Origin of the sequence: Vibrio sp. 1CM24A, assembly GCF_023161725.1 — a bacterium.
Taxonomy (GTDB): domain Bacteria; phylum Pseudomonadota; class Gammaproteobacteria; order Enterobacterales; family Vibrionaceae; genus Vibrio; species Vibrio coralliirubri.
On record NZ_JALNTS010000002.1, the window covers coordinates 566094 to 579478 of the forward strand.

At 43.2% G+C, this 13385-nt stretch carries 13 protein-coding genes and 1 tRNA gene; 2 read left to right on the plus strand and 12 right to left on the minus strand.

The window, feature by feature from the left end; genetic code table 11:
• Nucleotides 1–7: 7 nt before the first annotated feature.
• The 9 genes from MSG38_RS06510 to MSG38_RS06550 form a co-directional block, all read right to left on the minus strand.
• Nucleotides 8–850: a type II secretion system F family protein gene (locus MSG38_RS06510; RefSeq protein ID WP_248401327.1), complete on the minus strand. Its 843-nt coding sequence runs from the start codon at nt 848–850 to the stop codon at nt 8–10.
• Nucleotides 847–1749, minus strand: a complete 903-nt coding sequence (locus MSG38_RS06515; protein ID WP_248401328.1) for a type II secretion system F family protein — start codon at nt 1747–1749, stop codon at nt 847–849. The genes MSG38_RS06510 and MSG38_RS06515 overlap by 4 nt, the downstream gene beginning before the upstream one ends.
• Before the next feature lies 1 nt (nt 1750).
• Nucleotides 1751–3022, minus strand: coding sequence for a CpaF family protein (locus MSG38_RS06520; RefSeq protein ID WP_048611307.1), 1272 nt, complete (start codon nt 3020–3022; stop codon nt 1751–1753).
• Complete coding sequence (locus MSG38_RS06525; RefSeq protein WP_248401329.1) at nt 3019–4260, minus strand: chromosome partitioning protein ParA; 1242 nt, start codon at nt 4258–4260, stop codon at nt 3019–3021. Before MSG38_RS06525 ends, MSG38_RS06520 begins: the two co-directional genes overlap by 4 nt.
• Nucleotides 4260–4739 (minus strand): hypothetical protein, encoded by a 480-nt coding sequence (locus tag MSG38_RS06530; RefSeq protein WP_248401330.1) that lies wholly within the window; start codon nt 4737–4739, stop codon nt 4260–4262. Before MSG38_RS06530 ends, MSG38_RS06525 begins: the two co-directional genes overlap by 1 nt.
• Complete coding sequence (locus tag MSG38_RS06535; RefSeq protein ID WP_248401480.1) at nt 4736–6106, minus strand: pilus assembly protein N-terminal domain-containing protein; 1371 nt, start codon at nt 6104–6106, stop codon at nt 4736–4738. Before MSG38_RS06535 ends, MSG38_RS06530 begins: the two co-directional genes overlap by 4 nt.
• Complete coding sequence (gene cpaB / locus MSG38_RS06540) at nt 6106–6930, minus strand: Flp pilus assembly protein CpaB (RefSeq protein WP_248401331.1); 825 nt, start codon at nt 6928–6930, stop codon at nt 6106–6108. Before cpaB ends, MSG38_RS06535 begins: the two co-directional genes overlap by 1 nt.
• Before the next feature lie 21 nt (nt 6931–6951).
• Nucleotides 6952–7377, minus strand: coding sequence for a prepilin peptidase (locus MSG38_RS06545; protein WP_248401481.1), 426 nt, complete (start codon nt 7375–7377; stop codon nt 6952–6954).
• Nucleotides 7378–7525: 148 nt separating this feature from the next.
• Complete coding sequence (locus MSG38_RS06550) at nt 7526–7732, minus strand: Flp family type IVb pilin (RefSeq protein WP_048611318.1); 207 nt, start codon at nt 7730–7732, stop codon at nt 7526–7528.
• A 416-nt stretch (nt 7733–8148) separates the two neighbouring features.
• On the opposite strand from MSG38_RS06550, the gene MSG38_RS06555 reads away from it, so the two are divergent.
• Entirely contained in the window at nt 8149–9042 is an 894-nt protein-coding gene (locus MSG38_RS06555) for a LysR family transcriptional regulator (protein WP_048611321.1), read from the plus strand.
• 639 nt (nt 9043–9681) lie between these two features.
• Here the strand turns inward: MSG38_RS06555 and MSG38_RS06560 are convergent.
• Nucleotides 9682–9758 (minus strand) — tRNA-Val (locus MSG38_RS06560).
• A 266-nt stretch (nt 9759–10024) separates the two neighbouring features.
• The gene (locus MSG38_RS06565) at nt 10025–10693 is read right to left on the minus strand and encodes a DUF2726 domain-containing protein (protein ID WP_061039097.1); all 669 of its coding nucleotides are present in this window, start codon (nt 10691–10693) and stop codon (nt 10025–10027) included.
• A 273-nt stretch (nt 10694–10966) separates the two neighbouring features.
• Here MSG38_RS06565 and MSG38_RS06570 point away from each other — a divergent pair, with 273 nt between their 5' ends.
• Nucleotides 10967–11152: a hypothetical protein gene (locus tag MSG38_RS06570; RefSeq protein ID WP_017059179.1), complete on the plus strand. Its 186-nt coding sequence runs from the start codon at nt 10967–10969 to the stop codon at nt 11150–11152.
• 135 nt (nt 11153–11287) lie between these two features.
• Here the strand turns inward: MSG38_RS06570 and MSG38_RS06575 are convergent, their stop codons facing one another.
• The gene (locus MSG38_RS06575; protein ID WP_248401332.1) at nt 11288–13246 is read right to left on the minus strand and encodes a GGDEF domain-containing protein; all 1959 of its coding nucleotides are present in this window, start codon (nt 13244–13246) and stop codon (nt 11288–11290) included.
• Nucleotides 13247–13385: the final 139 nt, after the last annotated feature.

Genomic DNA, 13385 nt, shown 5'->3' on the forward strand with positions numbered 1-13385 from the left:
TAACTCCCTATATGTTCAATGTCATTTGCATGATGCTCGGTGCGAGAATCAAGATAACGATCGGAAACATAATGAAGAGGATCAAAGGCACACTCATCTTCGCAGAGAGCTTACCCACCTTTTCCTCAACGGTAAGAATTTGAACTTTTCGCATGTCTTCAGCGAGATCACTTAACACACTCGCCACGGATGTTCCGTATTGCAGGTTTTGGATGATGGTCAGCACAAAGCTTCGTACTGGTGGCGTCGGGATGCGTTCACTCAAATCATTAAGCGCCTTTTCCAGTCCGTGTATTTTCGCCGAGTCCGATGTGCGTTTAATTTGGTAACAAAGGTCTGAATCAAATTCAGCCAACTCTTTTCCCAGATAGACCAGCGCGGCTTCAATCGTCATACCGGTTTGCACGCATACCGACATCATATCGAGCAGATACGGCAGTTGAGCAGAGGTTCTGCTGATCAACATCTTACGTCGCATTTGCAACAAGGTATCTGGAACGACAATGACGCCAATCAGCGAGAAAATAACCACGACCAGTTTGTTGGTTGATGTCATATCCCCCATCATCACCAACCCAGAAACCAACGCCAATACCAGTAACTTGGCAGGGAAATAGAATTTCGCCCACTCAGTGTTGTAGTAACCTGCCTCGATCATTTTTTGCTCGAGTTCATGGCGATGTTCTTTACCAAAACGAACAAAAAAACGGTTAACGCGAGAAGGAGCGCGAGCCGAGTTGTCTCCAATATAGAGCGCAACTTTCTTATGTCGTTGCTCTTTACGAATAGAATCGATAATCAAAAAGAGTAGCGAAAAAAACAACACAATAAGGGAAGCCAGTAACATCATGCGCGTACCCCTCTGACTAATAGCCAAACAATGAACAAGCCGAAAAGCTCACTGCCCAGTACGTAAAACAATACGATCCTTCCCTCTGGGTCATAGAGAACAAAATCCACATTATCAGGGTTAACATAGTTAAGAATAATCATAAAAATCAGAGGAATAGCCGCAACGATTTTGGCGGAGATTCGAGCTTCCGAAGTCATCGCCATTTTCTTTTTCTCTAATGTTCTAGAATCGACCAGCACTCTAATTAGCCGCGCTAACACCCCCTTAAGTTGCCCTCCTCGAGCAATATTCGCCCTGATCGTCACGGTAAAGAACAGAAACTCTGGATACGGATAGTTCTTACACGATCGTTGAAGCACGACTTCTGGAGATTCTCCTAACTTCAGTCGCTCTCCCATTAGCTTAAACTCGCGGCCAATCGGGTTGTGCATGACATCGCCTACATAACTGATGGCTTGCATTAAGCTATCGCCCGCGGTGACGGCACTCATCAGGATATTCAGCGCATCAGGAAACGTATTCTCAAAATCTCGACGCCTTCTTGTGACCAGAAAACGATAGCCGAAAAAGGTAAACATCAAAGATGAACCCAGTACCAACCAAGAATTGGTGATTGATAGTAGATCAGTAACGATGTACCAAGACGCGATAAGGCTGCCCGTTATATATAAGGTGATGTACAACGACGATCTCGGGCCCAACACCATTAATGTTGGCGAGATGGAATCTTTGAACTTTTGCCAGCCCTGCTTACGTACTAATGACTTCACGTTAATCGCATTAAAGTTTTCTGCTTCCGCTTCTTCGATATTGAAAAATTGGTAGACCTTTTTGACCTTGGAATCTCGGATCAAAAGCAGCACAAACGCGAACAGGATTAATGAAACCCAAAGCATGTTATGCCCCCTTAAACGCGGCGATAAGCTCTTCATAGAGCCCGAAGAATTGCGCTTTTTTCACAAGCTCAGATCGTTGCATAATGCCGTCTGTGACGAATTCGCCTTTAACCGTTTCTCCGTAATGCGCGTCGTCATAACGAAAGCGATAGATCTCTTCCATCACTACGCTCTCACCTTCAAGGCCGACAATTTCTGAGATGCTCGTGATCTTACGAGACCCATCGCGCAATCTGTTGACCTGAACAATCATCTGAACGGCACTCACGATCGTTCTTCGAATCGCATCAAGCGGTTGATTCAAATTCGCCATCATCACCATTGATTCAACACGGGCAATGGCATCGCGCGGCGTGTTGGCGTGCAATGTCGACATTGAGCCATCGTGTCCGGTGTTCATGGCTTGCAGCATTTCAAACGCTTCCGAGCCACGACACTCACCCAGAATAATTCGGTCTGGACGCATACGAAGCGCATTGATAACCAACTCTCGCTGCGTTACTGCTCCGGTTTGTTCAACACTTGAGGTACGCGTTTCCAATCGAACCAAGTTGGGTTGTTGCAGGCGCAGCTCGGCCGCATCTTCAATGGTGACGATGCGTTCATCTTCAGCAATATACTGAGACAGTGCATTGAGCAGCGTGGTTTTACCTGAGCCAGTACCGCCAGAAATCAACACATTGATGCGACAGCGAGAAGCGATCATCAACACTCGAGCCATCTCTGGAGACATCGACCCAAAGCCAATCAAATCTTCAAAGCCAATCTTCTGCTCTCTAAACTTTCGAATAGAGATCGATGTGCCATCCAATGAAATCGGCGGAATCACAATATTCACACGGCTGCCATCTTCAAGCCTGGCGTCGACCGTCGGCGAAAGTTCATCGACACGTCTTCCGACACGTGACGCAATGCGCTTAGCAATGGCTAACAACTGCTCTTCATTCACAAACGAGACTTCGGATTTTTTGACCTTGCCGTGTCGTTCGAAAAAGATGTTGTTAGGCCCATTGACCATGATGTCGGAAATGGACTGATCTTCGACTAGAGGCTGCAAAGGTCCCAAACCAAACAGTTCATCGATTAAACTTTTCACCAAGCCTGACTTCATCATTGAAGTGATCGGTCTTTGGTAGCTATTCGCTAACAGATCGACAGCCGCTTGTATTTGGGATTCAAGATCTCGGCGGCTCATTTTCTGAACCGCTTCTGCATCTAGGGCTTCAAAGATTTGGCCACGAAATGCGAGGTATAAGTCTTTGTTAGAACTCATTTAGCACGCACCTTTTTCAACCAAGAATTCATACTCTTGTGATCTAAAGGCTGACCATTGATCAACTTCACTAGCTGTTCCATAGAACGGCTAATGTGGCGGTCATGCTTATGGCCTCTTTTGCCATCGATAATGATGTGTGCCAACGCTTTGCAGTAGTCGACTTCGAGATCAACCTCTGCGCCTAAATACTTAGTCAGATCGGGCTTTTGTAAAACGTAAGCGTTTTCCGGTCGATGGTAGTTCACCACGGTAATGACACGAGTACGCGACGATAACGAAAGCTGTAAGTTGGAGACTTTCTCAAACAATCGCTTCGCACTTCTTACCGAAGACACCGACGCATCTAAAACCAGTACCACCACATCAAAGTTTTCTACCAAGAGTTGAGGTTCAACTTTGAAATCCACACCACCTGAAAAGTCTTCAATAATGAAGTTAGCGTTACGCGCTAACAACTCACACAAAGTTTGGTTGTAATTAAGAACATCGGTTTGACTCATCTCGCCATCAATCGCCAACAGACGTAAATTCTTGCGAGCGTTAATTAAGTAACTCAGCGCTCCTTCTTCATCCATTTCATGCAATGGCGCAGTAAACTCATCAATGGTTCTCGGCTTAAAGTCTTTTAGCCCAAGCAAAACGTCAATATTGGTATCGGCATATTGATGGTCGACAAGAATCGTGTCCGAGCCTTGAGTCGACAACAGTGAACCCAACTCAGTAGTGATAAACGACGCACCTACGCCACCTTTAGCGCCGACAATCGCTACTCGCTTAGCTTTACGTTTTTGGCTCACACCAGAGAAAGTCTTAAGGTTCTTGCTCACGTGAGTTAAGAAGTCCGCAAATTCTTGTTTGTTCACCGGCCAAAATACGTAGTAAAAACCCATGTCTTTGAGCGAACGCAGCGTAGAAATGGCGTCCTCTTTGCCAATCACCACGACCCCTTTGTGTGTAGGCAGTTTGCTAGCAAAGGATTTAGCATCTTCAACAACATTGGTTGATTCGTTTAGCTCTAGAATCACAATGTGGCTGCTTTGTTGCTCTGTCAGTTTGGTTAAACCGGCTTTGGCTTTGACACAAGCAGGATCATTCCATCCTTCAAATCGAAAGACTTCTTGGACAAGGTCTAAACACTCTTGAGATTGATAGAACAATGTACATCCGGCAACACCTGTCGCTCCGGTCTGAACTGGCTTGGCCTTGGTTGTTAATGCTTTCGTTAGGTCAAACATTATTGCTCTCCTACCAAACGAGACTTGTAAGCCACTTGCTTCAAACGCATCGATTCAGCAAAGCAATCTTGCTGCCTCAACCGAACGTGAATCTGTGCTGGTTTGCATTCTTGAGTCTTCAAACGCGTTAACGTCACCTGAATATTGAGATCAGTAGGCGACAATTGAGCGCTTCGATACGTCACTCTTTGTGGCGCGATAAGGTGTGAAGGATATTGTTTAAAGATCGCCTGCAACATCTGTTTGGTGCGGGGAGATTTGTAATCCACGACATAGGTCGCTTCTTTGTCCATCGACTCAATATCTTGAATTAAAGCAGTAATCTGCTTGGCCGTTTCAGCACGGTTTTTCATCGCAAACTCAAAGTTGTGATGCTCTTTGTACACCAAGGCTTCAGAACCATGCCCGACAAAGTATTGCTCAGAGGCGCAGCCCAAAAGTGAAGAGGTAAATAACGCCATCAATAATAGTTTCTTCATTGGATAAACCCTCCTTGCGACAACAAGCGAATCGTTGCATCAGAAGACGTCACCGACTTGCCATCCCACTTAACGTTGAGCCAACGCGCTAATGTAGAGGTCTTCTTGATGTAAGGCAGTTGAATGTCTTTCGGTTTCATCGGTTCCACAAGATTCACGGTCGCAACGATGATCAATTCAGTGCGTTTTCTTTCTGTGGTTGCTTTTCGGAATGCAGCGCCAAGTACTGGAATATCGCCTACAAAAGGGATTTTTTGCATTTTTTCCAAATCAGCACTGCTCATCAAGCCACCAAGAACGAAGCTGTCGCCATCGGCCAGTTCAACGGTTGTCATGGCACGTCGTGAAGCCAATTGTGGGACTTTGATTCCTGCCGCTTCGACATAGCCCTCCACTTCGCTCACTTCAGGCGCTAACTGCATGCGGATCTTGTCTTGGCTGAGCACTTTGGCAGTAAGGTCGAGTTTGATGCCGAACTCTTTGAATGAAATGTTCACGTTACTGCTGGTAGAAACGATAACGGGCACTTCACCACCCACAAGAAAGCTTGCAGATTCACCGGATAGCACGGTTAAGTTAGGCTCAGCCAACACTTCTGCAATCTGATCGTTACCTAACGCAGTGATTAATGTACTTAGGTTAGCTGCATCGAACTGGTCGAAAACAAACTCGCCAACACTCGAGCCCACGGAGCTCCAATCGACACCAACGGTTTGGCCAAACGATTCGGTGACTTGAGCCACAGATATTTTGACGTTCACCTGCTGGGTAGTCGCGACTTCAATACGTTCGATGATACCTTCCCACGTCATGTTGCGTGCAAAGACCATGCTTTCTGGCTCTTCATAATCAGAGTTGTCGGATTTAAACTCTAGCTTCTGAATTTTATCCCACTTCTCGGTTTTTTCTCGTCCTAGCAGAGTGGCAACCAAACGATAGATGTCGTCACGAGTCGCTTCCGAATCCACAAGGCCACTAACGGCAACTTGCTCTCCCACTGAATGAACCTTGACCTTGGCATCAGGGAAATGAAATTTGAGCTGGCGTCTAATATCCGTCAGATTCAAATCAACAATGATACGATCGGAAAGCAATACCTCGTCGTCAATTCCATAAACGATCAGACGTGACTGCCCAATACTATTGGCGAACACGACTAGGGTATTGTCATTGATTACCTTGTAGTCAACGATATCAGGGTTATTAATGAACACTTGGCCAATCGGGCTTTTGAATTTGATGTGCTGACCATCGTTGAGCGTAATGGAGCGATCGGCAGCAAAACTGTTTGTTATAAAAAGTAAGCCAATCAGCGGTGCCAACATGGAAACACGCAGTGCTTGCTTGATTCGATGATGAATCATAATTACAAAGCCTCTCTAGGGTTATTCTCATTACCGCGTAACTCAGCAATCCCGGTATAGTTATCAATAATGTTGCGCACCTCCGCGAACTCAGGCTGCGTATAGGTTTGGCTTCGATAAATTTCGACGTGCATTGTGCGCTGGGCTAGTGCGAGCTTTGGTAACTCATCGGGGCTAACTTCAATGACTACCGTAGTCAGTCCGTCCTCTTTGCTCGGAGATCGAGCAGTGACAGAACTGTCTCCTGTTTCGTCATTTCCGATGTTGAGAACTTTGACATTTTTAAGAAACATCGAGGCTTTCACTCCCCTAAACCGCTTTGGCTTATCGATATTGCCAGCCAAGTTGGCATTAGGAGAACTCACCGTCAGAACATCGATAAACGAACCCGGTCGGATGTAGTCGTTAATTAGGTTTTTGTCGCTGACTTTTAATGGGTATAGCGTCATACCGTCCGTGACCAGCAGATCAATGTATCCAGGTTGACCAGGCGTCACCTGATATTCAGGCAGTACAACCTCGCCGGCGTTAAGGCTTCGATTGAGCAAAATAGAGGGTGAAAAGCTGATTTGAGCGTCTTCTCTGACACCAAGCGTTAATGCTTTACTAAGAGGGAGTTGTTGTTTGACGACGCCTTGAGCATCGAGCGGAAGCCCTTTTTCATAACGTTCCGTGGTCATCCAAACGGAAACATACTCTTCACTTTTTTCTTCCGCTACTTCAGCGGTCTTTGACGGTTTAGGTTCACTCTTGAACAAGTCGATAACGCCCAGTGCGCCAACTATCAAGGCGGCAATGGCAACAAGTAATACCAGTCGAGATCTCATAATGTTCTCATTCTTGGAGGTTTATATATGTGGCGTAGGTTGAGTTAAAATGACTAAGTAAAATCCAATGCTAATGGCTATCCCATATGGAATACCCTCTTGGTAACGGGCATTTTCTCTTATTAATTTTTTACTCATTAGATAAGTAACTGCTAAAATACCACCAGCAAAAGCCGTCAGAATATACGCCAATAATAAGTCATCAAAAGGGATGGTAAGTGACAATATAACGGCGTATTTAATATCACCCGCTCCAATCCATATCAGCTTATAAAGAATAAGCCCTCCACCTAACATCAGTAAAAAGCTCATTATTTGAATATCTAACGGGGATATGAAAAACTGCAAGAAGAGTAATACGTACAGGGCGTAATTTTGTATCTTGCGATAGAGAAAATCAGTAACCGACACATATATACTCAGCACGGCCAAAGCCACTAAATACAATTCATGACTAAAAATTAGAAATACCACCTAAATTTGGTTAGAATAAATCTTATTTCACGATATAAATTAACCAAGCCAGACCAATGTAAACAGAGGTCTGGCACGAATATCTTTCGATATCTTCTACATTAGCTAATAAGGCTTGATGTTAGCTGCTAGCAGTGTCAATAGCAGTAGCTACTTGTTCAAAAGCACCTTCTAGCTTACCAATGAAGCCATCAGCGCCTACTGCTGTAGTTACTAATACAGCCATTGCAACAGCAATAAGACCATATTCAATCGCAGTTACGCCGCGCTCATCGTTCTTGAATTGTGATAAAAACATGTTTGTTTTCACGTAAAGCTTAGTAATCATTATTTCTTCCTATAAGGGCTGTTGAAAATTCGTCGCCATTATAATTACCGGCCCCACTCAGTGGAAAATACCTCCTATCGATTTAATCAATAGGTCGAGCAAAAAATGATCAGAATAAGCACAATAAAAACAGAAGAATTAGAAACAAATATCTAAATAACAACACCTTACGTATAAAACCCACTCCCACAAAGAATATTAATTAAAATTTATAAACTTGAAAAAGTAAGACACGGGTCAATATTCTTACTTATCTAAAGTTTATATAAGGTTTGGAAGCAACCTAAGAATTAATTGACCAAGCTTTATTGCTCCTTATAAAACTTGTTGAAATACAATTATCATCACGCTATTGTTCTTCGAATCAACAAACCATAAAAAATATAATTTCTTTGTGTCAAAAGGTTAGTCGAATCATGAAACTACATTTCGAAAATATTGTTTCGTTCATTGCAGTAGTTGAAGAAGGTTCATTTAGCTCTGCTGCTCGCATGCTTGGAAAATCACAGTCAACCGTTAGTACAGCGGTTCAGAACCTGGAGTCAGATTTAGGTTTCAATGTATTTAATAGAGAACACTCTAAAGTTTGGCTAACGGAGAAAGGAGAACGCCTATTCCAACTCTCTTTACCTGTGGTATCGAAATATCGAGAATTGGTCACCATTGCTCAACAAATGAATATATCTGACCAGATAGTTTACCGGGTAGGTATAGACCCGTTGGTGTTCAATCAAAACGTAAAGAAGACATTATTGGCATTTTCAGAGGCATTCCCAAATGTGGATTTACTTGTCGTCACTAAACCGAGTTTCGTTTTAGGGAACTACATAAATGAAGGAAAGATAGACTTAGCGTTAGGTAACCCCTATCACAAGACAAATTACGACTTTAATATAGAGGAGTTATTTCACGTCAACTGTTGGTGGGTAGCCCATGAAGATTTAGTAACCTTTGAGTCTCACGCAGCATCACAGCGAGTTCTATTAATGGATGGTTGTGAAGAGCTTCTTAACTTGTCAAACATCGCGGCATATAACCTATGGCGACTGGATGATCTAGGGACCATCATCGACTTATGTAAGGCTCAAAAAGGCATCGCATTTTTACCCGGGTTTCTTATCGATGGTAACGTAAAAGAGAATAAGCTTAAGGTCATTACAGACCACCCTGATTTTTTTGGTAAACGAGTTATTGCATCCCTCTTCTGGCACATACATTCTGACTTTAGCTTGTTTAACCAATGGATAAAAAAAGAGCTACAAACCACAACTAATTACAAACAAACATTTGTTGCTGATTTAGCTCAATAACGTTCTCTTAAAATCTGGCAATCACGCTCTGGTACATTCACTAGCTTAGGGTATGATACTAATAAATCCATACATCTTGATATATCTCCGAAATAAATCATAGATAATAAATATAATTAACGTCGTTATAAATTTGTTTATTCTATAGCTCACCAATCAAAACTTAACTGCACATATAACCTTCCATAGCTTAGATTTAATTAACAGAAAGAACTTACATCTATTTATCGCCATACTCATAATTCAACTGGTCTCAAGATCTAGGGTTATGTGTTTGGCAGTATTTCGAAGAGATCAGTTGGGATTGTCGATTAGTCGTCTACAAGTCCACTGTGGAGCTATTTAGGTAATACGTGTATCTAGGAGACATAGAGCGACTTAGCTTTCGCTTAATCTCTCACAAGCGACGATATAGAGGATTAGAAGGTAGGTCGATGTAGACGACTCTCATGCCCCTCTTTTGATGCTAACGACCTTTCTAGCAACGTTAATCTACATTCGGACTACAACATTGGATAGGTAAGCCCTAAAGATCCTCATAAGAGATGAGAAGACTAGAACATTCATAAAGCGGGGAATTTCAGACACAAAAAAGCCCACACTAGGTGGGCTTTTTTGCTTGTTCGTAAAGAACGAATCTGGTGCCCGCTACTGGACTCGAACCAGTGACACCTTGCATGTCATGCAAGTACTCTAACCAACTGAGCTAAGCGGGCAAATGCTGTGAAACTTAACTAACCGCTTTTCTAAGTGGCTAACGCTTCAGAACGAAATGGATAATAACGAGTGAATGGGTAGCGTGCAAGGATAAATTTGCACAAAACAGTTCGTTTGCTTTTAAAAACAACAATCAGAATAAATTTTAAACATAAAGCAGATCAATGGCTTGAAGTAGATCACATTTCACCTCAACTTCAATGGTGACACACATCGATACGCTTTGTGCTATTTACGGCTGCCTTGAGTATTTTGACTCAAGATATTAGTTCGTTTCCTCATCTACATCGAATACAACGTTGTAGTTTTCGGTGTAGGTACAGTTTGGCTGACGGCTACAAGTGAAGAAGCGTCGGCCTTTGTAATCGCCTTGGCTTGCCAGTTTGATGATCATCGGGCTACCACACTTTTTACAGAATCGAACTTCTTTGGATTGTTCAATTAAATCGATGTGAGCTGCCAGCAACCTCTTCAAACGGCTCACTTGATAGCTGTGCTTAATTGAAGCTCCAATCAGGGGTAAACCTGCCGATTTACAGACGTGAATCAGTAGCTTTTCGCGATCGACTTTCCCTTTATTGAGTTCTTTGCCGTTATCAAGTTCGATGATCACGCGGGGCTCTAGCGTTCGCGGGTCGCAAACAACAAAATCGAAGTAACTACGTGAGATCTTGTTGTTGGCGATAAACCAATTCTTCTTGTTGTTCGTCTTAGCTGGCACAAGCACGTTCGACATGCTGACTTTCGCAAACACCTCCCCATGGTTGCCCACAGCGGATTTTAGCGCATTATAGAATGTCGCCTGTTGCGCCGACATCAACGCCCCCTTCTTCTGATAAGCGTGGTCTTTGGTGTCATCGTGTTTCACCACATACTTTTGAATAAAGTAAAAGAACACAACCAGAACAATTACAACGATAAAGATATTAGTCATTTTCCAACACAATCGAGTCTGTATAGGGATTAAGAGAGTGGCTAGCGTATGTAGAAAAGCATTACCTGGCAAGCAAAAGAGCGAGAGTTGCCAACCAGAATCACGACCTTTGAACTCAGTGCTCAGCGAGAGGTCGCCCCTTCGCTAGACACACCTCTCCTATTTTGATAATCAAATCATCAATTACACTCTAGATTGATTTAGATCAATTTACCTAGATTTGTGATCAACTAGTCTGAAAAACGTTAGGCAAATGTTAATAAGGAAATTGATATGGAACTTAAACAAGACCCAAGATGTTATACCGACGTATGTGTAGATGGTAAATGGTTCCACTATGACCACTGCGGAACCCAAGCCTACATGTTAAAAGGCGGCGCTTCAGCGGTAATTGAACTCGCTAGTGAACCAGCGACAGAAGGCGAATTGGTTGAAATGCTTCAAGGTGTCGCTAAGTAACCCACCAAGCCAAATCACAGTATTAATTAAGCGAATAAGAGTAGATAGCTGTATTAGTTCAGATAAGCACTCTTATTCGCTTAGTTATTGAAGTTCAGGTTTCTTGATTGCAGGGGATTAACCAAGTTTAGGAACTCAAATGACAACGACTTTATTGCGCCCTGACTGCTTAGCTTGATACAAAGCATCGTCTGCCGATTTCAAGTGTTTCTTATAGGTACGGCTATTCAACTGTTGCTCCGTTAGATGAGTCGTCGCACCAATCGATGTGGTTAATTCTAATGGGCCAGAATGCGTATCAATCGGTCGGCTAGCGATCGCTTGTCTTATCAGTTCAAGCTCTTTATTAGGATCTTGATTCCCAGCCAGCAACAAAACAAACTCTTCCCCACCCCATCTTGCCACTACATCATTTGTTGATAAGATTTGCCCTAAACGCTGAGCGACTTCCACCAACACTTGGTCACCGATATCATGCCCATAAGTATCATTTACTTGTTTGAAGCGGTCCAAATCTAGAATAGCGAGCGTATACCCAAACGACGACAAAGGATGTGGCAACGGCTGAGTTAACCGTTGTTCTAAGTAACGCCTATTGTATAAACCTGTCAGTTCGCATCTTGTAGATTGCTTGAGTAGTTCTTTATTGGTCTTCTGGATCGAGCGTAACCTTATCAAAAGTAATGCGGCGCTGATCATCACCATGATACCCAACGCGACAACGATTCGATTCCGTAGCTGCTGCTTATCTAATGTTAGCTCACCCAACTCTTTTTCTGCGTTAAGCAGTTCGTTTTCTTGAGCTAATGATGCTGTAGCGAAATCTTGCTCTAGTAAAAAGATATCACTCTGGCGCTTATCAAATAGCAGCGCTTTGTTGCCCTTGTAATAGAGTTTGAAGTAACGAAGTGCGTTCTCGCTATCGCCTCTCGAATCATAGTATTCAGCAAGTGTTCTTAAGCCGAGGACCTTCCAGCTGCGAGTCCCCACAACATCGAACATTGCAGACGATCGCTTTAGATCAGCAAAGACAAAGTTATCTCGGTTCAAACCGATATTTGCCAAGGCTCTATTTAAGTAACACTGCCCCAATTGAAGTGTATATTGGTCCACGCCTGGGTATCTAAGACACAAGTTTGCGACTTGGCGTGCTGACTCAAAGTTCTTTTCCGCCAACAACACATCACTCTCTGCTTTTAATAGGATGATTTTGTATCGTTCACTCACGTTATCGCCATTAAGCTTAGCCGCACTTTGATATGCTTCTCGGCCCTTGACCAAATCACCACTGCGCAGATAAGCAAAAGACTCATTCACATGCAGCACGCCGATGGTAGACGCTTCGAGTAGTCCACTCTTGTAATAGAGCTTTTTGGCTCTTTTAATCAGCTTGAGCGCTTTAGGCCAGTCTTCCAAGTAGATATAAAGCAGTGCCATATTTGACACTAACTTACTGTTGTAGATGTGTTGAGGGTACTTCTTGCCAAGGTCTAAACCTTTATGGAAAAAGTATTGAGCTTCAGGAAAGTCATTGCGGATATTGTTGATGACACCAGCCGTGTTATAGGCCTTAATCAACAACTCTTCATAGTGGAGCGATTCCGCGATATCTATCGCTGCTCTGATTTGGATTTCAGATTCCGCCAGCTCACCCTTACTGATGTATTCGATCGCCAATTCAACGAGAGATTGGGCCTTTAGCCAACCCATATGTTCGTGTTGTGCGAGTGCTTTAATCTGTCTGACGTATTCTGAAACCGCTTTGGTATCCAACTTGTGTTGCGCGAGGTTCGACAAAATCATCAATTCGTAAGCACGATAGATGGCTTTATCTTGGTCTGGGAACTTGGCTTGGATAGCCTCAAGTTGTTGGGAAGCTAAATTAGGATCACCACGAGATACATCGAGAATATTAATCAACGCAGATCCATATTGAGAGAGCGATAACTCTTTCTCTGGACTATAAACACTCGGGTTTTCAGGGCGAATATGCTTTAAATCGTCGTCATAAGTTGGGTAGAGCAAATACAGCCCCAGAACAACACTCATCAGCACCACTAAAAGGAATGAACCTAACACATTGTTTCTATTCATTTATCAGTGCCATTATTGATTGCATTCCAATTTTATCGACGTATGTTTAAAAGCGGTCAAACATTATACCCGACAGATATACAGATTAAAATCCTGCGCACTGGTGGATCTGAGTTGGGTTTTTCTCATTAATTAGAAT